Annotated in this window: 19 protein-coding genes and 2 pseudogenes; 3 read left to right on the plus strand and 18 right to left on the minus strand. The window is 68.5% G+C overall.

The genetic code is table 11. The annotated features are described in order from the left end of the window. The 3 genes and pseudogenes from VF542_RS05710 to rarD all read left to right on the plus strand — a co-directional run. A pseudogene (locus VF542_RS05710) lies at nucleotides 1-763 on the plus strand (2-oxoglutarate ferredoxin oxidoreductase subunit alpha); the annotation flags it as partial. A gap of 63 nt (nucleotides 764-826) precedes the next feature. After that, complete coding sequence (locus VF542_RS05715) at nucleotides 827-1,858, plus strand: 2-oxoacid:ferredoxin oxidoreductase subunit beta (RefSeq protein ID WP_408650739.1); 1,032 nt, start codon at nucleotides 827-829, stop codon at nucleotides 1,856-1,858. A 7-nt stretch (nucleotides 1,859-1,865) separates the two neighbouring features. Further along, nucleotides 1,866-2,780 (plus strand): EamA family transporter RarD, encoded by a 915-nt coding sequence (rarD, locus tag VF542_RS05720; protein ID WP_408650740.1) that lies wholly within the window; start codon nucleotides 1,866-1,868, stop codon nucleotides 2,778-2,780. 207 nt (nucleotides 2,781-2,987) lie between these two features. On the opposite strand, the gene VF542_RS05725 is transcribed toward rarD, so the two are convergent. The 18 genes and pseudogenes from VF542_RS05725 to VF542_RS05810 all read right to left on the minus strand — a co-directional run bounded on the left by VF542_RS05725 (nucleotide 2,988) and on the right by VF542_RS05810 (nucleotide 24,221). Beyond that, on the minus strand, nucleotides 2,988-3,122 hold the full coding sequence (locus VF542_RS05725) for a hypothetical protein (RefSeq protein ID WP_408650741.1): 135 nt from the start codon (nucleotides 3,120-3,122) through the stop codon (nucleotides 2,988-2,990). Between the two features lie 1,375 nt (nucleotides 3,123-4,497). Continuing rightward, on the minus strand, nucleotides 4,498-5,460 hold the full coding sequence (locus VF542_RS05730; RefSeq protein WP_408650742.1) for an acyl-ACP desaturase: 963 nt from the start codon (nucleotides 5,458-5,460) through the stop codon (nucleotides 4,498-4,500). Between the two features lie 83 nt (nucleotides 5,461-5,543). After that, the gene (locus VF542_RS05735; protein ID WP_408650743.1) at nucleotides 5,544-6,551 is read right to left on the minus strand and encodes a polyprenyl synthetase family protein; all 1,008 of its coding nucleotides are present in this window, start codon (nucleotides 6,549-6,551) and stop codon (nucleotides 5,544-5,546) included. Beyond that, nucleotides 6,548-8,110: an NADH-quinone oxidoreductase subunit NuoN gene (gene nuoN, locus VF542_RS05740; protein WP_408650744.1), complete on the minus strand. Its 1,563-nt coding sequence runs from the start codon at nucleotides 8,108-8,110 to the stop codon at nucleotides 6,548-6,550. The genes VF542_RS05735 and nuoN overlap by 4 nt, the downstream gene beginning before the upstream one ends. Further along, entirely contained in the window at nucleotides 8,107-9,669 is a 1,563-nt protein-coding gene (locus tag VF542_RS05745; RefSeq protein WP_408650745.1) for an NADH-quinone oxidoreductase subunit M, read from the minus strand. Before VF542_RS05745 ends, nuoN begins: the two co-directional genes overlap by 4 nt. Beyond that, complete coding sequence (nuoL, locus tag VF542_RS05750) at nucleotides 9,669-11,573, minus strand: NADH-quinone oxidoreductase subunit L (protein ID WP_408650746.1); 1,905 nt, start codon at nucleotides 11,571-11,573, stop codon at nucleotides 9,669-9,671. The genes VF542_RS05745 and nuoL overlap by 1 nt, the downstream gene beginning before the upstream one ends. A gap of 15 nt (nucleotides 11,574-11,588) precedes the next feature. Then, nucleotides 11,589-11,888, minus strand: coding sequence for an NADH-quinone oxidoreductase subunit NuoK (gene nuoK / locus VF542_RS05755; RefSeq protein ID WP_022914642.1), 300 nt, complete (start codon nucleotides 11,886-11,888; stop codon nucleotides 11,589-11,591). 78 nt (nucleotides 11,889-11,966) lie between these two features. Continuing rightward, a complete protein-coding gene (locus VF542_RS05760; protein WP_408650754.1) occupies nucleotides 11,967-12,746 on the minus strand; it encodes an NADH-quinone oxidoreductase subunit J in 780 nt (259 codons plus the stop codon). 12 nt (nucleotides 12,747-12,758) lie between these two features. Continuing rightward, nucleotides 12,759-13,276: pseudogene (gene nuoI / locus VF542_RS05765) on the minus strand (NADH-quinone oxidoreductase subunit NuoI); the annotation flags it as partial. Nucleotides 13,277-13,511: 235 nt separating this feature from the next. Then, nucleotides 13,512-14,900, minus strand: a complete 1,389-nt coding sequence (gene nuoH, locus VF542_RS05770) for an NADH-quinone oxidoreductase subunit NuoH (protein ID WP_408650747.1) — start codon at nucleotides 14,898-14,900, stop codon at nucleotides 13,512-13,514. A 2-nt stretch (nucleotides 14,901-14,902) separates the two neighbouring features. Next, the gene (locus tag VF542_RS05775; RefSeq protein WP_408650748.1) at nucleotides 14,903-17,377 is read right to left on the minus strand and encodes an NADH-quinone oxidoreductase subunit G; all 2,475 of its coding nucleotides are present in this window, start codon (nucleotides 17,375-17,377) and stop codon (nucleotides 14,903-14,905) included. Continuing rightward, nucleotides 17,374-18,684: an NADH-quinone oxidoreductase subunit NuoF gene (gene nuoF / locus VF542_RS05780; RefSeq protein ID WP_408650749.1), complete on the minus strand. Its 1,311-nt coding sequence runs from the start codon at nucleotides 18,682-18,684 to the stop codon at nucleotides 17,374-17,376. The genes VF542_RS05775 and nuoF overlap by 4 nt, the downstream gene beginning before the upstream one ends. Before the next feature lie 2 nt (nucleotides 18,685-18,686). After that, the gene (gene nuoE, locus VF542_RS05785; protein ID WP_408650750.1) at nucleotides 18,687-19,625 is read right to left on the minus strand and encodes an NADH-quinone oxidoreductase subunit NuoE; all 939 of its coding nucleotides are present in this window, start codon (nucleotides 19,623-19,625) and stop codon (nucleotides 18,687-18,689) included. A gap of 82 nt (nucleotides 19,626-19,707) precedes the next feature. After that, nucleotides 19,708-21,033, minus strand: coding sequence for an NADH-quinone oxidoreductase subunit D (locus VF542_RS05790; protein ID WP_408650751.1), 1,326 nt, complete (start codon nucleotides 21,031-21,033; stop codon nucleotides 19,708-19,710). 88 nt (nucleotides 21,034-21,121) lie between these two features. Further along, nucleotides 21,122-21,754 carry an NADH-quinone oxidoreductase subunit C gene (locus VF542_RS05795; RefSeq protein WP_408650755.1) on the minus strand — a complete coding sequence of 211 codons (633 nt, stop codon included), beginning with the start codon at nucleotides 21,752-21,754 and terminating at the stop codon, nucleotides 21,122-21,124. 80 nt (nucleotides 21,755-21,834) lie between these two features. Next, nucleotides 21,835-22,374, minus strand: coding sequence for a NuoB/complex I 20 kDa subunit family protein (locus VF542_RS05800; protein ID WP_408650752.1), 540 nt, complete (start codon nucleotides 22,372-22,374; stop codon nucleotides 21,835-21,837). A gap of 65 nt (nucleotides 22,375-22,439) precedes the next feature. After that, nucleotides 22,440-22,802: an NADH-quinone oxidoreductase subunit A gene (locus tag VF542_RS05805; protein WP_408650753.1), complete on the minus strand. Its 363-nt coding sequence runs from the start codon at nucleotides 22,800-22,802 to the stop codon at nucleotides 22,440-22,442. Nucleotides 22,803-22,934: 132 nt separating this feature from the next. Further along, nucleotides 22,935-24,221: a geranylgeranyl reductase family protein gene (locus VF542_RS05810; protein WP_408650756.1), complete on the minus strand. Its 1,287-nt coding sequence runs from the start codon at nucleotides 24,219-24,221 to the stop codon at nucleotides 22,935-22,937. Nucleotides 24,222-24,255 lie beyond the last annotated feature (34 nt).

Consider the following 24,255-nt stretch of genomic DNA (forward strand, 5'->3'; position numbering starts at 1 on the left):
CGGTGAAGCTCCGGTGCCGATCGTGGCTCCCCGCTCGCCGGCGGACTGCTTCGATGCCGCCATCGAGGCGATCCGGATCGCGACCACGTACCGCACCCCGGTGTTCCTGCTCTCCGACGGCTACATCGCCAACGGCTCGGAACCCTGGCGACTGCCCGACCTGACCGACCTGCCCGACCTCACCGTCACGTTCCTGGAGGAGCCCAACGGCGAGGACGGGCTGTTCCTGCCCTACCTGCGCGACCCCGAGACCCTGGCCCGGCCCTGGGCGGTTCCCGGTACCGCGGGGCTGGAGCACCGGATCGGCGGGATCGAGAAGGCCGACAAGACCGGCAACATCTCCTATGACCCCGACAATCACGACTTCATGGTCCGCACCCGGCAGGCCAAGGTCGACGGCATCGCCAAGACCATCCCCGCGCTCGAGGTCGATGACCCGGCCGGCGCGGCCAAGGTGCTGGTACTGGGCTGGGGCTCGACCTACGGCCCGATCGGCGCCGCGGTGCGGCGGGTCCGGCGGGCCGGCTACCCGATCGCCCAGGCCCACCTGCGCCACCTCAACCCGTTCCCGGCGAACCTGGGCGACGTGCTGGCTCGCTACGACAAGGTCGTCATGCCTGAAATGAACCTGGGCCAGCTCGCGTTGTTGGTGAGGGGCCGCTACCTCACCGACGTCATCTCGGTCACCCAGGTTCGCGGGATGCCGTTCAGAGCGGCCGAGCTCGCTGACATGTTGCAGGGAGTCGTGACCAGCAATGACTGAGGTCTGCGGCGCTGCCTGCCGCGGACGGTGCCGCCGGCGGCGGCCGGAAGGAATGGGTTAGGAATGGCTGATCTAGGGCTCAAGGCCAAGGATTTCAAGACCGATCAGGAAGTTCGCTGGTGCCCTGGCTGCGGTGACTACGCGGTGCTGGCCGCGGTGCAGGGCTTCATGCCCGAGCTGAACATCCCGCGTGAGGACATCGTCTTCATCTCCGGTATCGGTTGCTCCTCGCGCTTCCCGTATTACATGAACACCTACGGGATGCACTCGATCCACGGCCGGGCGCCGGCTATCGCCACCGGGCTCTCGACCAGCCGCCCGGACCTCAAGGTCTTCGTGGTGACCGGTGACGGTGACGCCCTGTCGATCGGCGGCAACCACCTCATCCACTCGCTGCGCCGCAATGTCAACCTGACCATCCTGCTGTTCAACAACCGGATCTACGGCCTGACCAAGGGTCAGTACTCGCCCACCAGCGAGCGCGGCAAGATCACGAAGTCCACCCCGATGGGCTCGCTGGACAACCCGTTCAATCCGGTGTCGCTGGCACTGGGCGCCGACGCCACCTTCGTCGGCCGGACGCTGGACTCCGACCGCAAGCACCTCACCTCGGTGCTTCGGGCCGCGACCGAGCACCAGGGCACCTCGCTGGTCGAGATCTACCAGAACTGCAACATCTTCAACGACGGCGCCTTCGACGTGCTCAAGGACCCCGAGACCAAGGGTGAATGGATCATCCCGCTCGAGCACGGCAAGGAGATCCGGTTCGGCTCGCCGGACTCGCCGGAGTCCAAGGCGGTGGTGCGCAACCCGCTCACCGGCGCGCTGAGCGTCGAGGACGACGTCGCCTCCGGTGACCCCCGGGTCGTCGTGCACGACGCCCACGCCGACGACCCGTCCTACGCGTTCGCGCTGTCGCGGCTGTCGCAGTCGGACTCCCGGTACGCGCCGATGGGCGTCTTCCGCGACGTCACGCGCCCGAGTTACGACCAGCTACTCAATGACCAGTTAGCCGTGGCCAAGGCCCAGGCCCCCGGTGACCTCGACGCGCTGAACAGCCTGGTGCGCGGTAGCGACACCTGGACCGTCGGCTGACCGCTTGGTGACCGGGAACCGCAATGGGCTGGGCTACGGCATAAGCGCATACCTGCTCTGGGGTCTCTTCCCGCTGTACTGGCCGCTGCTGAAACCGGCAAACGCCCTGGAGATCCTGGCCCAACGGATGGTCTGGTCGCTCCTCCTGCTCGGCGTGGTGCTCGCGGTGACCCGCGGCTTCGGCACGCTGCGGCTGCTGATGGCCGATCGATCCAAGATGGCGCGGCTGACCCTGGCGGCGGTGCTGGTCTCGATCAACTGGGGCGTCTACATCTGGAGCGTGAACAACGGCCACGTGATCGAGGGCAGCCTCGGTTACTTCATCAATCCGCTGATCACCATCATGCTCGGCGTGCTGGTGCTCAAGGAGCGGCTCAGCCGGGCCCAGTGGATCGCCGTGGGGGTCGCGACTGTGGCCATCGTGGTGCTCAGCGTGGACTACGGCCGGTTGCCGTGGATCGCGCTGACCCTGGCGCTGTCCTTCGGTGGCTATGGCTTCCTCAAGAAGCAGGTCAATGCCGGGGCCGTCGAAACGCTGGCCGTCGAGACCGGGGTGATGGCTGGTCCCGCCCTGGTGACACTGGTGGTGCTGGCCGAGCAGTCAAGGCTGGCATTCGGTCACGCCGGCACCTCCAACGCGCTGCTGCTCGCCGGTACCGGGGTCGTCACGGCGCTGCCCTTGCTGCTCTTCGGGGCTGCCGCCCGGCGGTTGCCGCTGACGTCGATCGGGCTGTTGCAGTACCTGGCGCCGGTGCTGCAGTTCGCGGTAGGAGTGGGCATCCGGCACGAGCCGATGCCGCCGGCCCGGCTGCTGGGCTTCACCCTGGTATGGATCGCGCTGGTGATCCTGACCGCTGATGCCCTCACCAGGCGGCACCGCGCTGCCAGCATGGCAAGGTCGGCCGAAGCGGTGGCAGCCTGATCTGCCCGAGCCGTGTGCCGCCGAGGCCCCATACCCGGGGTCAGGCTGACCGGGAGTCAGGCTGACCGGGAGTCAGGCTGAAGTCAGGAGTCAGGCTGACCGGGTCAGGCTGCTCGGGTCAGGCCGATCAATCGGGCGGGCAGATCCGTCCCTCCGGCTGATCCGTCCCTCCGGCTGATCCGGGCGTGCTGGCCACGGCCGTGCTGGTCAGGGAGCGCGCCGGCGGGTGCCGAGGATGACCAGTCCTAGCGCGAGCAGGACCGCCACGACCAGCAACACCAGCGGCACCATCCCGACAGACAGACCCGCCTGGGCGATCCGCTTGGGTATCGCCAGCACCACCTGCTGCGGCTTGCGCGGCGTCGCTGCGCTTCGGTTGGCCGGTTTCGGGCTCCTGCTCGGAGACTGCGTGGCGGGTCGGGCCGGCGGTGTAGTGGTAGGCGCGGCAGATCCGGGTGCCTGACTAGGACCGGCTTGGCCCCCGGCTGCCTGGGTAGGCCCGCCTTGGGTGCCGGTCACCGGTTGGGTCGGTGCCACGGGCACGATCGGCACCACGGGCACAACAGGTGCCGGAGTCGGTTTCGGTGCCGTGCTGGGAACCGGTGTCCCGCTCGGCAGCAGCCCGAGGCCCGCCTTTCTGGCGGCCTCCGCAGCAGCCTGTGCTTCGGCCTGTGCCTGTGCTGCCGCCCGCTCGGCGGCGGCTTCCGCCTCGGCCCGAAGCCTGGCAGCGGCCGCTAGCCGATCGGCCAGGTCACTCGGGGAGGGCAGCGTAGCGGCGCCCTGGCGCGGCCAGCGCATACCCGCAAATCCCGCTGCGCTCGCCAGCCCCCGCTGAAACGCCGATCGCCCGGATTCGAGTGCCCGCTGCGTGGGGCTCTGAACGGGGGTACGCCCCGTGCCGGAATCAGCGGGAGCCAATTGCGCCGGAGCCTGATTCGCTGGCCCGGCCTTCCTCGCTGCCGCAGCCTTCCTCGCTGCCGCCGCCTTTTTATCCGCGGCGGCCTTCTTGACTGCGGACTTTCTCATTACCGCAGCCTTCTTGAGTGCCGCGGCCCTCCTGGCTGCGGCTGCCTTCCGCGCTGCCTGCGCCTTGGCTGCCTGCGCCTTGGCTACCTGCACCCTGGCTGCCTGCGCCTTGACTGCCTGCACCCTGGCTGCCTGCGCCTTGACTGCGGCCGCCGCCTTCGCCCGAGAGGCTCGTTCCTTGGCCCGGGTGGCTCGCTCCTTGGCCTTGGCAGCACGTTCCTTCGCAGCAGCGGCACGCGCCTTGGTGGCCGGTGAATGTGCCTTGGTGGTGACACCGTGGGCGGCTGCGGAGCCGGTGTGGTGAACCGAACTATCACTCATCGAGGGCGATTGACGCGTGACGACGGCGTCGGCATGCGGGGACATCAGCAACGGACTCGCCAGCACTAGGACGGAGAGCAGCACCGCGGCAGCCCGGCCGCGCACGCCCACAGCTTTCCTAACGAGAAGAATCACGAAGTCGCCGCTGACCTTTCATAGCACCCATTCGCCCGCTATGCCCAGAGTGTAGCTCATGTTTACGGAGAGTGAACTCCATGTATGCAATGGAACCACACATCAGTATTACTTGCTCAGCGGAACTTGGGCAATACTCCTGCATCCAAGGTCATAGCTGCCATATGAGGGCACTCGGAGCAACGGCTACTCTAAGTAGCCATTTCGGTCGCTCAATGCAGCGGTGCCGGGCCAACTAGGCAGTGCGCGCGGCAGCTTTGGCGCGCGCACGCTCGCGCTGCTCGACGAATCGGGTCGCCTGCTGGTCCAGCTGGCCGACGAACTGGGCCAGCTCCTCGCGCGCCTGCTCACCGGTCGGGCCCAGGTCATCCCGATCGAAGACGTTCCAGAACTTCAACACCGGGGTGATCACCGCGTCGTGATGCAACCGAAGGTCATAGATCCCAGCCTTGGCAATCGTCACCGAGTTACGCATGAAGTCCGGCATGGTGGCACCCGGCATCTGGAAGCCGACGACCTCGTCGCGGACCGCGGCCATGGTCTCGTCGGGCGCGATCTCGAAGGAGGCGGCGATCAGGTTGCGGTAGAAGATCATGTGCAGGTTCTCGTCCTGCGCGATGCGGGCCAGCAGTTGCTCGGCCAGCGGGCATCCGGTCGCCTTGCCCGTGTTGCGGTGCGAGACCCGGGTAGCCAGCTCCTGGAAGGAGACGTAGGCCACCGCTTGCAAGGCCGTCTTGTCGCCGGAATCGTAGCCGGCCACCATGTGCTCCATCCGCAGGCCCTCGAGTTTGACCGGGTCGACGCCGCGGGTCACCACCAGGTAGTCGCGCAACGCGATGCCGTGCCGCCCCTCTTCGGCCGTCCACTGGCCGACCCATTGGCCCCAGGCGCCGTCCCTGCCGAACTGGGTCGCGATCTCCCGGTGGTAGGAAGGCAGGTTGTCCTCGGTCAGCAGGTTCACGATCATGGCCGTCCGGGCCACCGGATCCAGCGGCGAATCCTCAGGCTTCCAGTCCTCGCCGCCCAGGAAGGCGAAATCCCGGCCCCGGCTCCACGGCACGTAGTCGTGCGGCAGCCACGGCCGCGCGACCGACAGATGCCGCTCCAGGTTGGCCTCGACGACCGGTTCCAGCTCGTGCAGCAACCGAGCCTGGAAGCCGTCGGCACCCGACGGGATCTTGGTCGTTGTCATGGTCATCTGGGCTCTCCGCAGTTCTGACGGCGTCATACCTACGCTTACGTAGGTTACGCCTCTTCCAGCACCACTCCGGCCACCCGACCTCAGCCGCTGCGCACCACGACCAGATCCGCCATGGCCTGCAGGGCGGCCTTCGCCGGCACGTCAGGCAGCCCGCTGATGGTGGCGCGAGCCGACTCGGCGTACTGCAGCATGGTGTGCCTGGCCTGCTGGATCGCTTCGGAGGACCGCAGCAACGCCAGCGCCTCGGCGTGCTCGCCGTCGTCCTGCAGCGGCTTGCTGATCAGTTCACGCAACCGGCTGCCGGCCGGATCGGTGGCCTGCAGCGCGTAGAGCACCGGCAGCGTCTGGACGCCTTCACGGAGGTCGGTGCCCGGCGTCTTGCCCGATTGCCCGGAATCGGAGGCGATGTCGAGGATGTCGTCAGAGATCTGGAAGGCCATGCCGAACTGCTCGCCGAAGTCCCGCAGGCAGCTCACGGTCTGCTCGTCGACGCCGGCGAAGCGGGCTCCGAACTCGGCCGAGGTGGCGATCAGCGAGCCGGTCTTGTCCGCCAGCACCGACAGGTAGTGATCCACCGGGTCCACCCCCGGCCTCGGCCCGACCGTCTCGCGGATCTGGCCGGTCACCAGCCGCTCGAAGCAGCGGGCCTGGATCCGGACCGCCTCCGGGCCGAGGTCGGCGAGGATGTCCGAGGCCCGGGCGAACAAGAAGTCCCCGGTGAGGATGGCGATGGTGTTGGTCCACCGGGTGTTGGCCGCGGTGGCACCGCGACGGACCGTCGCCTCGTCCATCACGTCATCGTGGTAGAGGGTGGCCAGGTGGGTCAGCTCACAGACGACCGCCGACATGACCACCCCGTCGGAGTCGGCATTGCCGAACTGCGCGGCCAGCAGCGCCAGCAGCGGCCGGAACCGCTTGCCGCCGGCATCGACGAGGTACCTCGCGACATCGGCGACGAACTCGTCCTCGGAATGAACCGCCGCCCTCAGCGCCGACTCGATGACCTGCAAGCCGTCCCGGACTGTTGCCTCCAGCGCCGGGTCGTCGAACTCGATCCCGACCGCCAGGAGGGAGGACTGATAACTCACCCGCGTAACTTAGCTGCCTTGTCGGCGAGGTCCAGCAGGGGCTGTGGAAAGACGCCCAGCACCAGGGTCGCAGCGGTGCCCACGGTGATCGCGATGGTGGACAGTGCCGACGGGATGGCCACCGTCGGGCCATCCTCGGCCGGTTCGGCGAAGAACATCATCACCACGATTCGCAGGTAGAAGAACGCGGCGACCGCCGAGGCGATCAGCGCGATCACCACCAGCGGTCCGGCGATGTGGTACGCGGCCCGGAACACCACGAACTTGCCCGTGAAACCGCTGGTCAGCGGGATGCCGGCCAGGGCCAGCAGCAGGAAGGTGAAGGTGCTGGCGAACAGCGGCGACCGGCGGGCCAGACCCGACCACTGCGCCAGGTGATTGGCCTCGCCGTTGCCGTCCCGGACGAGGGTGAGCAGCCCGAAGGCCGCGATCGTGGTGAAGCCGTAGGCGGCCAGGTAGAACAGCACGCTGGACAGGCCCGCGGCATCCAGGGACACCAGGCCGACCAGGATGAACCCGGCGTGCGCGATGGAGGAGTAGGCCAGGATCCGCTTGAGGTCGGTCTGGGTCAGGCCGACGATCGCGCCCACCACCATCGAGGCGATGGCCACCGCCCAGACGATCGGCCGCCAGTTCCAGGCGCTGATCGAGAAGCCGACGTAGAGCACCCGGATGATGGCGCCGAACGCCGCGATCTTGGTGCAGGAGGCCATGAACGCGGTGACCGGCGTGGGCGAACCCTGATAGACGTCCGGGGTCCAGGAGTGGAACGGCGCGATGCCGGCCTTGAACAGCAGGCCCACGACCAGCAATCCGAAACCGAGATACAGCAGGGTGTCGGACTGGGTGGAGTTGTTCTGCGCCTGCAGGATGTCGAACAGGTCGACCGATCCCGCGTAGCCGTACAGCAGGGCCACCCCGTAGAGGAAGAAGGCCGAGGCGAACGCGCCGAGCAGGAAGTACTTGATGGCCGCTTCCTGGCTCAGCAGCCGGCGCCGCCGGGACAGGCCCGCGATCAGGTACAGCGGCAGTGACAGCACCTCGAGGGCGACGAACATCAGCAGCAGGTTGTTCGCCGCCGGGAAGATCAGCATGCCGCCGATGGCGAACAGGGTCAGCGGGAAGATCTCGGTCTGCATCCGCTCGGTGCTGGCCAGCCTGCGGTCGGCCGGTGAGCCCACCACCACGGCCGCCGAGGCGACGATCGCACCGCCGGGCTCGACGGCGCGCTCGGCCATCATCAGCACCGACAGCGCGCCGAGTACCAGGATGGCGCCCTGCAGGTACAGGGTGACGCCGTCGATGGACAGCGAGCTGGCGGCGGTCAGGGTAGAGCGTCCGCGCAACAGGATGACGTCGACCAGAGCGGCCAGCAGGGCCAGCAGGGTCAGGCCGAGCTGCACCTGGAACCGGCGCTCCCGGGGTACCACCGCCTCGGCCAGCACGCCCAGGCACGCGGCGCCCAGCACGATCAGGATCGGAGCCAGCGCCGAGTAGCTGATCGAGGGGGCCTTGATCAGGCTGGTGTCGGCTGCCGACACGACGTTCAGCGGGCTCACTTGTGTCCCCCATCATTACCGGGCTGGGCCGCGTGCTGAGGCTGCGGATCGGTCTGGCCGATGTCGTGCAGGGTGGAGGTGACGGCCGGGTTGATGATGTCGATGACCGGCTTGGGATAGATGCCGAGCGCGAAGATCAGCACGATCAGCGGCGTGACGGCAAGGAGTTCCCGGGCGTTGAGGTCACGGAACCCGCTGACCTTCTCACTCAGCCTGCCCTGCATGGTGCGTTGGTAGAGCAACAGCACGTAGAGCGCGGCCAGGATGATGCCGGTGGTGGCGATGATCGCCAGCGCCTTGTGCCGGGTGAAGGCGCCCAGCAGCGTCAGGAACTCGCTGATGAAGGTGCTCATACCCGGCAGCGCCAGGGCAGCCAGGCCGGCGATGAGGAACACCCCGCCCATCCGGGGAGTGACCTTGGCGGTGCCGCTGAAGTCCGCGATCTGCCGGCTCTTGCCCCGGGCGACCAGGAAGCCGACGACGATGAACAGCAGGCCGGTGGCCAGGCCGTGGTTGACCATGTACAGCACCGCGCCGGTGCCGCCCTGGGTGGTGAAGGCGAAGATGCCCAGGCCGATGAAGCCGAAGTGCGCCACCGAGGTGTAGGCGACCAGCCGCTTCATGTCGCGCTGGCCCATCGCCAGGAAGGCCGCGTACAGCACCCCGATCACCGACAGGATCAGGATCGGCCTGGCGAAGTAGCGCGATGCCTCGGGAAACAGCGGCAGGCAGTAGCGCAGGAAACCGAAGGTGCCGACCTTGTCCAGGACGCCCACCAGCAGCGCGGCGCCACCGGCCGGCGCCTCGGCCCCGGCGTCGGGCAGCCAGGTGTGGAAGGGAAACAGCGGTGCCTTGATCGCGAAGGCGATGAAGAAACCGAGGAACAGCCACTTCTGGGTCGCCCCGGTGGGGATGTGGCCGACCAGGTCGGTGAAGGCGAAGCTCGACGTGCCGGAGCTGACGTAGACCCCGATCACCGAGGCCAGCATCAGCAGCCCCCCGACCAGGGAGTACAGGAAGAACTTCATCGCCGCGTACTGCCGGCGCGGGCCGCCGAAGCTGCCGATGATGAAGTACATCGGCACCAGCATGGCCTCGAAGAACACGTAGAACAGGAACACGTCGGTGGCCGCGAACACGCCGATCATGAAGACCTCGAGCAGCATCACCAGCCCGAAGAACGCCTTCGGCGACCGGGTCGGCGCCTGCAGCTCCTCCGCGTCCTCGACGCTGTCGAAGCTGCGCCAGGACGACAGCACGACGCAGGGCACCAGCAGGGTCGCCATCGCGATCAGCACCAGGGCGATGCCGTCCAGGCCGAAGGCGAAGTGCACCCCGAGGTTCTTGATCCACACCCACGAGCCGGTGAACTGGAAGCGGTCGGCACCCTCGGTGGTCTTGAATGCCACGCCCAGCACGATGGCGTAGCCGAAGGTGAGGACCGAGATGAGCAGGGCGATCTGCTTGGCCAGCTGGTCGCGCCCGGCGGGCAACGCGAAGATCGCCACGCTGCCCAGCAGCGGAACGGCGAGGAGCCCGAGCAGGCTGAGGTTGTGCATCAGGAGAACCTCACCGCGAGCAGCACCGCGAGAACCGCCGCGGCACCGGCCAGCATGGATAGGGCGTAGGACCGGACGAAGCCGGTCTGCAGCCGACGAAGCCGGCCGGAGCCGCCACCGAGGCCGGCGGCCAGGGTGTTCACCGCACCATCGACGCCACGGTTGTCGAAGAACACCAGGCCGCGAACCAGCCATTGCCCCGGACGCATCAGGACCGTCTCGTTGAAGGCATCGGCGTAGAGATTGCGCCGGGCAGCGACGGTGACCGGCGAGCCGACCGGCTGCATGACCGGCACCGGCCGCATCCCGAACGCCACGATGCCGCCGGCCACCCCGAAGGCCACCACCAGCAACGTGATCAGGGTCAGCACGGTGGGCGAGACGGTGTGCACCCCCACCTCCACCGATTCCCCGACCGACGGTTCGAGCCAGTGCTGCAGGGCGCCACCGAACACCAGGGCCCCACCGCCGACCAGCGACAGCAGCCCGAGGATCACCAGCGGCGCCTTCATCACCATCGGCGCCTCGTGCGGGTGCACGTCGTCCTCCCACCGGCGCCTGCCGTGGAAGGTCATCACCAGCGCCCTGGTCATGTAGAAGGCGGTCAGGCCGGCACCGAGCAGGGCTACCCCGCCGAGCACCCAGCCGCTGGTGCCGCCCTTGTCGAAGGCGGCCTCGATGATCTTGTCCTTGGTGAAGAAACCGGTCGCCAACGGAAAGCCGATGATGGCCAGGTAGCCACACACGAACACCGCGTACGTGACCGGCATGACCCGGGCCAGCCCGCCGAAGCGGCGCATGTCGATCCGGTCGTTCATCGCGTGCATCACCGAACCGGCCGACAGGAACAGCGCGGCCTTGAAGAAGCCGTGCCCGAGCAGGTGCAGGATGCCGATCGCATACACGCCCTTGCCCAGGCCGACGGCCAGGAACATGTAGCCGATCTGGCTGACCGTGGAGTAGGCCAGCACCCGCTTGAGGTCGTCCTGCCCGAAGGCGCACACGCAGCCGTAGAGCAGGGTGATCGCCCCCACGATGGTGACCACCGTCCGGCCGGTCTGGGTCAGGTTGAAGATCGCCGACGAGCGCGCGATCAGGTAGACGCCGGCGGTGACCATGGTTGCCGCGTGGATCAGGGCCGACACCGGGGTCGGGCCCTCCATCGCGTCGGGCAGCCAGGTCTGCAGCGGGAACTGCCCGGACTTGCCGCAGGCGCCCAGCAGCAGCATCAGCGCGATGGCGGTGATCACGCCGCTGGACAGCGCGTTCACCCCGGCGAAGACGCTCTCGAAGTCGGTGGCACCGAGGTAGGCGAACATCAGCATGATGGCGATCGAGAGCCCGACATCACCGACCCGGTTGGCGATGAAGGCCTTCTTGGCCGCGGTCCCGGCCGACTCCCGGGTGTAGTAGTAGCCGATCAGCAGGTAGGAGGCCAGGCCCACGCCTTCCCAGCCGACATAGAGCACCAGATAGCTGTTGGCCAGCACCAGCAGCAGCATCGCCGCCACGAACAGGTGGAAGTAGCCGAAGAACCGCCGCCGGCCCGGGTCGTGATGCATGTAGCCGACCGCGTAGATGTGGATCAGCGAGCCGACCCCGGTGATCAGCAGCACGAAGGCCAGTGACAGCGGGTCCAGCAGCAGCCCGACATCGACGTTGAAGCCGCCCACCGGCACCCAGCTGAACAGGTGCAGGTTGCGCTCGCGCCCTTCACCCGTCTCGTTCTTGATCGAGAAGAACAGCAGCACGCCGTAGCAGAAGAGCAGGACCGGGACGAGGGCGCCAAGCAGGTGGCCCCACCGGTCGGCACGCTTGCCGAGCAGCAGCAGGGCGGCGGCCGACAGCGCCGGCAGCGCCACCAGCAGCCAGGCCGATGACTGGATTCCGTGAGCGGCGTCCACTGTTCGAGGCTCCCCTCAGTACTTCAGGAGGTTCGCGTCGTCGACCGAGGCCGACCGCCGCGTCCGGAAGATGGACATGATGATGGCCAGGCCCACGACGACTTCGGCCGCGGCGACCACCATGACGAAGAAGGCCATGATCTGGCCGTCCAGAGTGCCGTTGATGCGGGAGAAGGTGACCAGCGTCAGGTTCACCGCGTTGAGCATCAACTCCACGCACATGAAGACCACGATGGCGTTGCGCCGGACCAACACCCCGACGGCACCGATCGAGAACAGTGCCGCTGAAAGCACCAGATAGTAGGTAGGAGTCATGAGGCGAGCACGTCTTTCCGGTCGCCGGGATACGGAGTCATGAGGCGAGCACGTCTTTCCGCGAGCCGGGGCATCGGGTCATGAAACTTCACCCTGGCGCTGTGGCAACGCGTGCGGCGCACCGACGCTGGCCTCGGCACCGCTGCCCAGCAGTGACTCGGGGGCGATCGAGCCGTCGGGCAGCAATGCCGGCGTGCCGACGGCGTTGCCCGAGGACAGCACTCCGGGCCCGGGCAGCGGCTGTGGCCGGCCGGAGCGAATCCGCTCGCGGGCCAGCGTCTTCTGGCTGGGACGCGGCCCCTCCCGCTCGACATGGGCCAGCACCATCGCCCCGACGGCGGCCACGATCAGCAGCGCCGAGGTCAATTCGAAGGCGAACAGGTACTTGGTGAACAGGACCCGGGCGATCCCGTTGACGTTGGTGCCGTACTGGGAGTTGACCGCATCCAGGTTCTTCACGGTCTGGCCGGTGAACGCCTTCCCGATCGCCAGGGCGACCAGCAGGGCGAAAGCCACCCCAGCCAGCAGCGCCGCCACCCGCTGCCCGCGCAGCGTCTCCACCAGCGAGTCCGCCGAGTCGCGCCCGACCAGCATCAGCACGAACAGGAACAGGATCATGATCGCGCCGGTGTAGACGATGATCTGCACCAGGCCGAGGAACGGCCCCTGCTGGATCAGGTAGAACAAGCCCAGGCACATCATCGTCGCCACCAGGGACAGCGCCGAGTGCACCGCGTTGCGCAGCATGACCATGCCGATCGCGCCCAGCAGGGAAACCACGGCCAGGGGCCAGAACGCTACCGCCTCACCGGTGCTCACCCGCGCGCCTGCTGCCAGCACCGCCTGGGTCGCGCTCATGCGTGGTGCCCGCCGACCTCGATGGCGGGGCTGGTGATCGGCCGCCCGGCGACGTTGGCGGCGCTCTGCGGCGCACCCTCGTCCTTGCGCGGCGTGTAGTAGGCCTTCTCGTTGTCGCCGAGCCGCATCGGATGCGGCGGCGCCTCCATGCCGGGCAGCAGAGGGGCCATCAACTGCTCCTTGGTGTAGATGAGGTCCTGCCGGTTGTCCAGGGCCAGCTCGTACTCGTTGCTCATGGTCAGTGACCGGGTCGGGCAGGCCTCGATGCACAGGCCGCAGAAGATGCAGCGCAGATAGTTGATCTGATACACCTTGCCGTACCGCTCACCGGGTGAGTACCGGGCGTCCTCGCTGTTGTCGCCACCCTCGACATAGATCGCGTCCGCGGGGCAGGCCCAGGCGCACAGCTCGCAGCCGATGCACTTCTCCAGGCCGTCCGGATGCCGGTTCAGCACGTGCCTGCCGTGGTAGCGCGGAGCCGTCGGGAAGACCTCGAACGGATACTGCTGGGTGTAGACCTTCTTGAACATCGTCGAGAAGGTCAGCCCGAAACCGGAGGCGAAGCCGCCCAGCGTCGCGTTCGGGTCGTTGAACTCGTCCTCGTTGAGGGCTTTGGCCGAGACGTCCGCCGGAGCCGGCAGGCCGTCCCGGCGCATCGGGACCGGGCCCTCCCGGTCGATGGGTATCGCGCTGCCGCGCACGATCGGCGCGGCGGCTCCGGTCGGTCCGGCGGCGTCGTCCGCGGACGGCCGCGGACCTGATTGGTCAGCCATTGACGGGCCCTTCGGAGAGAGGACGTTCAGCGGCCGGCAGCACCGGCGAGCTCACGCCGGCACTCACCAGCCTGGGTGAGGGCGGCACCACCAGATCCATCGGCGGTATCGGGAAGGTCGCCGGCCGGGCGGATTCCTCGGCCTCCTCGGCGGCGAGCTCCTCGTCGATGCGCGTGGACCGGCGGATGTCCACGAATGCCCACAGCGCGATCAGCGCGATGATGGGCAGGCCCACCACCAACATCACGGTGACGGAGCTCCAGCCGCGATCGCGCAGCACCCGCATGGTGGTGATGGCCAGGATCCAGGCCAGGTTGAGCGGGATGAGCACCTTCCAGCCGAAGTGCATGAACTGGTCGTAGCGCATCCGGGGCAGCGTGCCGCGCAGCCAGACGAAGAAGAAGATGAAGACGATCACCTTCGCGGTGAACCACAGGATCGGCCACCAGCCGGAGTTGGCGCCGTCCCAGAGCGACAGCGGGAACGGAGCCCGCCATCCACCGAGGAAGAGCGTGGTGGCAAGAGCGGAGACGGTGACCATGTTGATGTATTCGGCAAGGAAGAACAGGGCGAACTTCATCGAGGAGTACTCGGTGTGGAAGCCGCCGACCAGCTCGGACTCGGCCTCGGGCAGGTCGAACGGCGCCCGGTTGGTCTCGCCGACCATGGCGATCAGGTAGATGCCAAAGGACACGAACAGCGGTATCGCGTTCCACAGGTGCCCGCTCTGGTAAGCCACGATTCCCGAGGTGGACATGGTGCCGGCGTAGAGGAAGACCATCACCATGGACAGGCCCATGGCGACCTCGTAGGAGATCATCTGGGCTGCCGAGCGCAGGCTGCCCAGCAGCGGATAGGTCGAACCCGAAGCCCATCCCGCCAGCACGATGCCGTACACCCCGAGCGAGGAGCAGGCGAAGATCACCAGCACCCCGACCGGCAGGTCGGTCAGCTGCAGCATGGTGTGGTGGCCGAAGATCGACACCTGCGGGCCGAACGGGATCACCGAGAACGCCAGGAAGGCCGGCACGCAGGAGACCACCGGGGCGATCCAGTACACCGGCTTGTCCGCCAGCGTCGGGATGATCTCCTCCTTGAAGGCCAGCTTCACGCCGTCGGCCAGCGACTGCAGGATTCCCCACGGCCCGGTCCGGTTGGGCCCGATCCGGTTCTGCATCCGGCCGACGACCTTGCGCTCGAACACGATCGAGAACAGCGTCATCGCGACCAGGAACGCGAACACGCCGAGCACCTTGAGCACGATCAACCAGAACGGGTCGTGCCCGAACGCGGCCAGGGTCGCGTTCGGGTCGGCTGTCTCGGCCAGCAGGTGGGGGGTTCGTCCAAGATCGAGCCCCAGGGTGAGCCCCATGTCGGCCATGCCTACCTCCACTCACTGGAAACGTTGCGCGCCGGGCCCGGGGCGACGCCGGTCACCGTCACCTGGTCGCCGTGAACGGCGCGCAGCACCTTGCGCATCGAGCCGTCGCGGTGATTGGCGGGCAACCACACCACTCCGGTGACGGCCCGTTCGGCGATCTCGGCCGGCGCGGTCAGCGAGCCGTGTGCCGTGCTGACCGTGACCAGGTCGCCGGGGGTGATGCCCAGCTCCGCCGCGGTGTCCGCGGCCAGCATCAGCCGCAGGGGCTTGCTGGTACCGGCCAGGTTCAGCTCGCCGTCGGTGAGCCGGCCACCGTCGATCAGTTCGTGCCAGGTGGCCAGCACGACGCCGGCGTCCGCCGCCGGGCGGCTCGGACCCGGCCGGACCGGTTCGGGCCGCCGGTCCCGGGTGCCGGCAACCCCGAGGGCATCCAGCTCGGCCTGCGCGCTCTGCTGAACCGGCAGCCCCAGGTCGACATCGAGCTCGTCGGCGAGGGCGTTGAGGACCCGGCCGTCGGCCAGCTGCCCGGTGTTGGTCAGGGTCAGGTCGAACGGCCGGCGCCGGCCTTCCCAGGTGACGTACCGGCCGGCCTTCTCGGCGGCCACCGCCACCGGCAGCACCACGTCGGCGTGTGCCGTGACCGCCGACTGCCGGATCTCCAGGCTCACCACGAAACCGGCCGCGGCCAGTGCCGCCTCGGCCAGCGCCGGGTCCGGCAGGTCAGCCAGCTCCACGCCGCCCACCAGCAGGCCACCGAGCGGGGCCTCCTCGGCCAGCACCGCCGCCAGCATGGCCGGCAGGTCGCGACCGGGCGTGCTGGGCACCCGTGCGTTCCAGACCGCTTCGACCTCGGCACGGGCGGCGTCATCACTGACCGGCCGGCCACCGGGCAGCAGGTTCGGCAGCGCACCGGCATCCACCGCGCCGCGCTCGCCGGCACGCCGCGGCACCCATGCCAGCCGGGCGCCGGTGCTGCTCGCCAGCTCCAGCACCGCGCTCAGCGCACCGGGCACGACCGCCATCCGCTCGCCCACCAGGATGATCCCGGTCGCCAGCGCCGTGCGCAGCTCGCCGTCCACGGCGGCGATCGCCGCGGCTTCGGTGCCGGGTACCGCCGGCAGCAGCCGGCCACCGAGCTTGTCCAGCCCGCGACTGGCCAGCGCGGCGATCGAGTGCACGGTGCACCGGCCGTTGCGGACGCCCTTGTGCAGCCGCAGGAAGGTGATCGGCGACTCTTCCTCGGGCTCGAAGCCGACCAGCAGCACCGTGCCGGCCTGCTCCAGGTCGGCGTAGGTCACCGCTCCGGTCTCGGGCGTGCTGCTGGCCACGGCCGCGCCGAGAAACGCCAGCTCCTCATCCGAACCCGGCCGGGCGCGGAAGTCGATGTCGTTGGTGCCCAGCGCCACCCGGGCGAACTTGGCGTAGGCGTAGGCGTCCTCCTCGGTGAGCCGGCCACCGGGCAGCACGCCCACCCCGCCGTTGTCGCGGGCCCGCGCCAGGCCCGTCGCGGCGGCTTCCAGTGCCTCCGGCCAGGATGCTTCGACCAGCTGCCCGGAGCGGTTGCGTACCAGCGGGGTCAGCAGCCGGTCCGGCTGGCTGATGTACTGGAACGCCCACCGGCCCTTGTCGCAGTTCCACTCCTCGTTGACCTCGGCGTCCTCACCGGCGAGCCGGCGGGTGATCTTGGTACGCCGCCAGTCGGTGCGCAGCGCGCAGCCGGAGGAGCAGTGCTCGCACACGCTGGGCGTCGACATCAGGTCGAAGGGCCGGGCCCGGAACCGGTAGGACGCCCCGGTCAGCGCGCCGACCGGGCAGATCTGCACGGTGTTTCCGGAGAAGTAGGACTGGAACGGGGTGTCGGTGGAGGTGCCGATCTGCTGCTGGGCGCCCCGCTCGAGCAGGTCGATGAACGGGTCGCCGGCGATCTGCTCGGAGAACCGGGTGCAGCGCTGGCACAGCACGCAGCGTTCGCGGTCCAGCAGCACTTGGCTGGACACCGCGACCGGCTTGGCGAAGGTGCGCTTGACCTCGGAGAACCGGGAGTCGGCGCGGCCGTTGCTCATCGCCTGGTTCTGCAGCGGGCACTCACCGCCCTTGTCGCAGACCGGGCAGTCCAGCGGGTGGTTGATCAGCAGCAGCTCCATGACGCCCTGCTGGGCCTTGTCGGCCACCGCCGAAGTGAGCTGGGTCTTGACCACCATGCCGGGCATCACGGTGGTGGTGCAGGACGCGGCCGGCTTGGGCATGCCGCGGCCGTTGCCCATGTCGGTCACCTCGACCAGGCACTGCCGGCAGGCACCGGCCGGTTCCAGCAGCGGGTGGTCGCAGAACCGCGGGATGTGGATCCCCAGCTGCTCGGCGGCCCGGATCAGCAGGGTGCCCTTGGGAACCGAGATCTCGATGCCGTCGATGGTGACGGTGACCAGGTCCTCGGCCGGAGGTCGCCCGGTGGTGGACTTCTCGGGCGCGACGGTCATGCGTGAGCTCCGGTGAGGACTGATGCCTGCGGCTGCATGCCGCTGTTCGGGTTCTTCTCGATCAGGGCGAGGTATTCGTCCCTGAAGTACTGGATCGAGGAGGTGATGCAGCTGGTGGCGCCGTCACCGAGGGCGCAGAACGAGCGGCCCAGGATGTTGTCGCTGACATCCAGCAGGGTGTCCAGATCGGCCAGGGTGCCCTCTCCGTGCCAGATCCGTTCCAGGATCTGCGCGGTCCAGTAGTTGCCCTCCCGGCACGGCGTGCACTTGCCGCAGGACTCGTGCTCGTAGAACTGGGTCCACTTCAGCACGGCCTGCACGACGCTGTCGTCGGAGTCGAAGATCATCAACGCCGAGGTGCCGTTCATCGAGCCGCTCTTGGCGACCGAGTCGAAGTCCAGCGGCACGTCCAGGTGCTCGGCGGTGAACAGCGGGGTCGAGGAACCGCCCGGGGTCCAGAACTTCAGCGGCTTGCCGCGGCTCATGCCACCGGCCAGGTCCAGCAGCTCGCGCAGCGTGGTGCCCATCGGCGCCTCGTACTGGCCGGGATTGGCCACCCGGCCCGACAGCGAGTAGATCGAGGTCCCGGGCGAGCCGTCCGGGCCCATCTGCTTGTGCCAGGCGGCGCCACCCAGCACGATGTAGGGCACGCTGGCCAGGGTGCCGACGTTGTTGACCACCGTCGGGGCGTCGTAGAGGCCGTTGGTCGCCGGGAACGGCGGCTTGAGCCGCGGCTGGCCCCGCTTGCCCTCCAGCGAGTCGAGCAACGCGGTCTCCTCGCCGCAGATGTAAGCACCGGCGCCACCGTGCACCGTCATGTCGAAGCGCAGGCCGCTGCCGAGCACGTCGTCGCCCAGGTAGCCCTTGGCGTAGGCCTCGTTCACCGCCTGGGTGACCCGCCGGATCGCGTGCACCGCCTCGCCGCGGATGTAGACGAAGGCGTGCTGGGCCCGGACGGCATAGCAGGCGATGATGATCCCCTCGATCATCGAATGCGGGTCGTTCATCATCAACGGCAGGTCCCGGCAGGTGCCGGGCTCCCCCTCGTCGGCGTTGACCACCACGTAATGCGGCTTGGCCACCTCACCGGGCTTGGCCTGCGGGATGAACTGCCACTTCATCCCGGTGGGGAAGCCGGCGCCGCCGCGGCCGCGCAGGTTGGAGTCCTTGACCAGCGCGATCAACTCCTCCGGCTGCATGGTCAGGGCCTTGCGCAGGCCGGCGTAGCCGTCGAGCTTCTCGTAGTTGTCCAGCAGCCATGGCGCGTTGGTGCCGAACCGCTTGGTCAGGACCGGAGTGAGCGGCATGTTCACTTTCCTCTATCAGCTTTGTCGGCCTTGCCGACTTCATCGGTCGGGCCTGCTTTGTCGATTCGTTCGCTCTGGCCACCGGTCGGCGAGTCCGCGGCCGGGTCGCTCTTGTAGGTGTTCAGCGGCGCGTCGTTGGAACTGGTGTGGTCAGGCTTGCCGGTGTTGTCGGTGGCCCGGGCCTCGGCGTGCGCGGAACTGGAACCGGCATCCTCGCCCGGCGGGTACCCCGGTGCCTGCTCGCCGCGCTCCTGGGCCAGCCGGACCCCGGCTTCGGTCGGTGCGCCGGTTCCGGTCGCCCGGGCCGCCTGCGGCCGCTTGTCGACGAAGCCGGCGATCTGACGCGAGATCTCGGAGAAGCTGCACAGCGGCGCGCCCCGGGTCGGCATCGGCCGGTTGCCCGCCCGCAGCTCGCTCACCAGCCCGAGCGCCGAGTCGACGGTCTGGTTGTCGAAGAACTCGTAGTTCACCGTCACCACCGGGGCGTAATCACACGCCGCCAGGCACTCGGCATGCTCCAGGGTGATCGAACCGGGCGCGCCGGGAGTGCCGGCGGTCTGGTTCATGCCGACGCCGAGGGTCTCCGACAGCGCCCGGTAGATGTCGTCGCCGCCCAGCAGCGCGCACAGCGTGTTCGTGCAGACGCTGACCAGGTACTCGCCGGTCGGCGAGCGCTTGTACATCGTGTAGAAGGTGGCCACCGCGGCCACCTGTGCCTTGGTCAGCTCCAGCAGCTCGGCGCAGAAGGCGATCCCGTCGGCCGAGACGTACCCCTGCTCGGACTGCACCAGGTGCAGCATCGGCAGCAGCGCCGAGCGGGACTGCCCGGCCGGGTAGCGGGCGATGATCTCGGCCGCGGCCGTCCGGACGCCGTCGTCGAAGACCGACGCGTCACCGGGCCGGCCGATGTCGATCAGGCTCAGTCGCTGGTTGCTACTCATGATTCGACTCCGCGCTCGCTCCGGTCCGTCCCCGCAGCGCTCGCGCTGGGCTGATCAGCTCCGCACTCGCTGTCGTCTTCATTCAGCGGTCACACCCACCCATCACCGGGTCGATCGAGGCCACCGAGGCGATCACGTCGGCGATCAGGCCACCGATCGACATCGCCGCGACGGCTTGCAGGTTGATGAATGAGGGGTCGCGCAGGTGCACCCGGTACGGCCGGGTGCCCCCGTCGGAGACCACGTGCGCGCCCAGCTCGCCGCGCGGGCCCTCGATCGGCACGTAGACCTGCCCCGCCGGTACCCGGAAGCCCTCGGTGACCAGCTTGAAGTGGTGGATCAGCGCCTCCATGGAGCTGTTCATGATCTTGTTGACGTGCGCGGGCGAGTTGCCCATGCCGTCGGAGCCGATGGACAGCTGCGCCGGCCAGGCGATCTTGGGATCGTCGACCACCACCCGGCCCGGCGTCTGCTCGATCCGGTCCACCACCTGGGAGATGATCCGCAGACTTTCGCGCATCTCGGCGACCCGGACCACGAACCGGCTCCAGCAGTCGCCCCGGTCGTCGGTGGGAACGTCGAAGTCATAGGTCTCGTAGCCCAGGTACGGCTCGGTCTTGCGCAGGTCCCACGGCAGGCCCGCGGCCCGCAGCAGCGGCCCGGTGACGCCCAGGGACAGGCAGCCCTCCACGCCGATCCAGCCGACGCCCTTGAGCCGGTTGATCCAGATCGGCTGGCCGCGCAACAGCCGGTCGACGCCGGTGATCTCCTTGTCGGTCTCCTTGATCCAGTCCCGGATCTTGGGCAGCGCGTCCTCGGGAAGGTCCTGCGCGAGACCGCCCGGCCGGATGTAGGCGTGGTTCATCCGCAGGCCGGTGATCAGCTCCAGGATGTCCAGGCACCGCTCGCGGGCCCGGAAGCCGTTGGTCATCGCGGTCAGCGCGCCGAGCTCCATGCCACCGGTGGCCAGCCACACCCAGTGCGAGGAGATCCGGTTGATCTCCATCATCATCAGCCGGATCAGGTTGGCCCGTTCGGGCACGACGATGCCGAGCAGCTTCTCGACCGCCATCGAGTAGGCGCTCTCGTTGAACAGGTTCGACAGGTAGTCACACCGGGTCACGAAGGCGCTGCCCTGGGTCCAGTTGCGGAACTCGGTGTTCTTCTCGATGCCGGTGTGCAGGTAACCGACCACCACCCGGGCGTCGGTGACGGTCTCGCCCTCCAGTTCCAGGACGAGCCGGAGCACCCCGTGGGTGGACGGGTGTTGCGGGCCCATGTTGACGATCAGCCGCTCCTCGTGCAGCGGCTCGTTGCCGAGCACCGAGTCCCAGTCACCGCCGGAGACGTTGTAGATCCGGCCCTCGGTGGTCTCGCGGGACGGGCTGTAGAAATCGGATGTTGTCACCGGGGTGCCCTCCACTCCTGGCCGTGGCCCGAGCGCTCATCGCGCACGTCAGTGCCGCAGTACTCATCGCGCATTCCATGCCGCCGGCTCATCGGTAGGCCCGCCGCTCGTCCGGCGGCGGGATGCTGGCGCCGTCCTTGTAGTCGGTCGCCACCCCGCCCAGCGGGTAGTCCTTGCGCTGCGGGTGGCCTTCCCAGTCGTCGGGCATCATGATCCGGGTCAGCGCCGGGTGGCCGTCGAAGACGATGCCGTGCAGGTCCCATGCCTCGCGCTCCTGCCAGTCCGCCGTCGGGTAGACGCCGGTCACCGAGGGGATGTGCGGGTCGGCGGTGGTGACCGCGACCTCGAGCCGGATCCGGCGCCGGAACGTCATCGAGGTCAGGTGGTAGACCGCGTGCAGCCGCCGGCCCTCGGCGCCCTCACGACCCAGGTAGTCCACGCCGGAGACGCTCGACAGCAACTCGAAGCGCAGTGCCGGGTCGTCTCTGAAAACTTGGCAGACCCTGGCGACGTGCTCGCGGCGCAGGTGCACCGTCAGCTCGCCGCGGTGCAGCACCACCTTCTCCACCGCGGCCTCGTACTCGGGATAGGCCTCGGCGAAGGCATCCATCACCTCGTCGAAGTAACCCCCGTAGGGGCGTTCGGCGGGCAGCTCGATCCACGGCTGGCGCTGCAGGCCGGAGAATCCGGAGGTGTCGCCGGAGCCGGTGACGCCGAACATGCCCGGGGGGCTGGCGTCGGCGGGCAGGCTTCCCGACAGTTGGCCCAGCGGCACCTCGGGATCGAAGTCGGGCCCGGTGGTCACTTGGCGAACCGCTGGCTCGACGGGATGAGCTCGACCTTCTGGCCGGCCAGTCGCTCGGCGCGCTTGGGCCCGAGCGGCTCGTTCTGGATCTTGTGGTGCAGCTTGAGGATGGAGTCGATCAGCATCTCCGGCCGCGGCGGGCAGCCGGGCAGGTACATGTCGACCGGAATGATGTGGTCCACGCCCTGCACGACGGCGTAGTTGTTGAACATGCCGCCGGAGGACGCGCAGACTCCCATCGCGATCACCCAGCGCGGCTCGGCCATCTGGTCATAGATCTGGCGGACCACCGGCGCCATCTTCTGGCTGACCCGGCCGGCCACGATCATCAGGTCGGCCTGCCGGGGCGAGGGCCGGAACACCTCCATGCCGAACCGGGCGGAGTCGAATCGCGGCGCGCCGAAGGTCATCATCTCGATGGCGCAGCAGGCCAGCCCGAAGGTCACCGGCCACAGCGAGGACTTGCGCGTCCAGTTCACCACCGACTCGACGGTGGCCAGCAACATGCCGTCCGGCAGTTTCTCTTCTAAACCCATGTCAGCGGGCCAATCTTGTGTCTGGGGCTCTCATGTGGCTGTTCGCCCTTCCGCCTTCGATCCGGTCAGTCCCAGTTCAGGCCGCCGCGTCGCCAGACGTAGGCGTAGGCGACGAACACGGTGGCGATGAACAGGAAGATCTCGACCAGGCCGAAGAGGCTCAGCTCCCGGCTGGCGACGGCGTAGGGATACAGAAAGATGATCTCGATGTCGAAGACGATGAACAGCATCGCGGTGAGGAAGTACTTCACCGGAAAGCGATTCGGGCCCGAGGACATCGGCGCGGGCTCGATGCCGCACTCGTAGAAGGCCATTTTGGCTTTGTTGTATCGCTTTGGCCCGGTGATCGAGGCGATGACCACCGAGAAGACCGCGAACCCGAAGGCCAACGCGAAAAGAACCACGATCGGCAGGTAAGGACCGAGCACCGTAACCCGCCTCCCTTCTCACTTCAGTCCAGTAGTTCTGGGCTCGCAGCAGTCTTGACAGTTGCGATTCCCACGGTAGTCGGCCGGAGGTTCCAGTCGATGGTTAGGCTTACCTAAGCTGACCATGCGGTACTACCGCAGCGGTGGCGTGAGGCGGGTCAGCGCCGTGATGATCCGGTCGCTGGCATCGCCGTCACGCGGGTCGGTCAGATTTGCGAGCAACTTCAGGACGAATCTCATCAGCCCGGGATGCGGCAGGCCGTGCCGGGTGCAGGCCCGCATCACCGCCGGGTTGCCGATCAGCTTCACGAACACGCCACCGAGGCGGTAGTAGGCGCCCCACTCGTGTGCCATCGCGGCGGGGTATCCGGCCAGCGCCCGTTCCCGGCCCGGGCCCTGCGGCCTGGCCAGTGCCTGCACGACGGCCTCGGCGGCGAACTTGCCCGATTCCATCGCGTACGGGATGCCTTCGCCGTTGAACGGGTTCACCGAGCCACCGGAGTCGCCCACCAGCAGCACGCCGTCGCGGTAGTGCGGGGTCCGGTTGAAGCCCATCGGCAGGCCGGCGCCCTGGGTCGGGCCCAGCGCGTTCTCCTCGCGCAGGCCCCATTCGGGCGGGGTGCTGTCCAGCCAGGTGGTCAGCAGGGTGCGGTAGTTGGTCTTCTGGAAGCCGGCCGAGGAGTTCAGCACGCCCAGCCCCACGTTGACCGAGCCGTCGCCCATCCCGAAGATCCAGCCGTAGCCGGGCAGCAGCTTGGCGTCGTCGGCGCCGGGCGGGCCGTCCCACAGTTCCAGCCAGGACTCCAGGTAGTCGTCGTTCGTGCGCGGGCTGGCGTAGTAGCGGCGGACCGCCACCCCCATCGGGCGCTTGTCGTTGCGCTGCAGGCCCAGCGCCAGGGCGAACCGGCCGGACACCCCGTCACAGGCCAGCACCACCGGGGCCCGGTAGCTGAGTTCGGCCCGGTCCGGCCCGGCCTTGGCGCGCACGCCGACCACCCGGCCCTGCCTGCTCAGGACCGGCGCGCTGACCGAGGTCTGCTCGTGCAGCCGGGCACCGGCCTTGACGGCCTGCCGCACCAGCAGGTGGTCCAGGTCCGCCCGGGGCCGCACCAGCCCGAAGTCGGGGAACGAGGCGAGTTGGGGCCAGTCCAGTTCCAGGCGCAGGCCGCCGCCGATCACCCGCAGGCCCTTGTTGTGCAACCAGCCCGCCTCTTCGCTGACGTCGATGCCCATCTCGACCAGGGCCCGGGTGCCCCGGGGCGTCAGGCCGTCGCCGCACACCTTCTCGCGCGGGAAGGAGGTCTTCTCCAGCAGCAGCACGTCGAGCCCGGCGGTGGCCATCCAGTACGCGGCGGCCGAACCCGACGGCCCGGCGCCGACCACGATCACGTCGGCGTCGTAGTGGCTGTCCTCCGGCAGTTCCGAGGCCGACCCCAGGACCTGCCGGTCCTCG

It is taken from the genome of Jatrophihabitans sp. (assembly GCF_036389215.1).
Classification (GTDB): domain Bacteria; phylum Actinomycetota; class Actinomycetes; order Mycobacteriales; family Jatrophihabitantaceae; genus Jatrophihabitans_A.

What these genes read in the sequence shown, in the direction of transcription:
- VF542_RS05715 (WP_408650739.1), top strand. Translation starts at nt 827, where the DNA reads ATGGCTGATCTAGGGCTCAAGGCCAAGGATTTCAAGACCGATCAGGAA.
- VF542_RS05730 (WP_408650742.1), bottom strand. Translation starts at nt 5,460, where the DNA reads ATGACCATGACAACGACCAAGATCCCGTCGGGTGCCGACGGCTTCCAG.
- VF542_RS05745 (WP_408650745.1), bottom strand. Translation starts at nt 9,669, where the DNA reads ATGCACAACCTCAGCCTGCTCGGGCTCCTCGCCGTTCCGCTGCTGGGC.
- nuoK (WP_022914642.1), bottom strand. Translation starts at nt 11,888, where the DNA reads ATGACTCCTACCTACTATCTGGTGCTTTCAGCGGCACTGTTCTCGATC.
- VF542_RS05760 (WP_408650754.1), bottom strand. Translation starts at nt 12,746, where the DNA reads ATGAGCGCGACCCAGGCGGTGCTGGCAGCAGGCGCGCGGGTGAGCACC.
- nuoH (WP_408650747.1), bottom strand. Translation starts at nt 14,900, where the DNA reads ATGGCCGACATGGGGCTCACCCTGGGGCTCGATCTTGGACGAACCCCC.
- VF542_RS05775 (WP_408650748.1), bottom strand. Translation starts at nt 17,377, where the DNA reads ATGACCGTCGCGCCCGAGAAGTCCACCACCGGGCGACCTCCGGCCGAG.
- nuoF (WP_408650749.1), bottom strand. Translation starts at nt 18,684, where the DNA reads ATGCCGCTCACTCCGGTCCTGACCAAGCGGTTCGGCACCAACGCGCCA.
- nuoE (WP_408650750.1), bottom strand. Translation starts at nt 19,625, where the DNA reads ATGAGTAGCAACCAGCGACTGAGCCTGATCGACATCGGCCGGCCCGGT.
- VF542_RS05795 (WP_408650755.1), bottom strand. Translation starts at nt 21,754, where the DNA reads ATGTTCGGCGTCACCGGCTCCGGCGACACCTCCGGATTCTCCGGCCTG.
- VF542_RS05800 (WP_408650752.1), bottom strand. Translation starts at nt 22,374, where the DNA reads ATGGGTTTAGAAGAGAAACTGCCGGACGGCATGTTGCTGGCCACCGTC.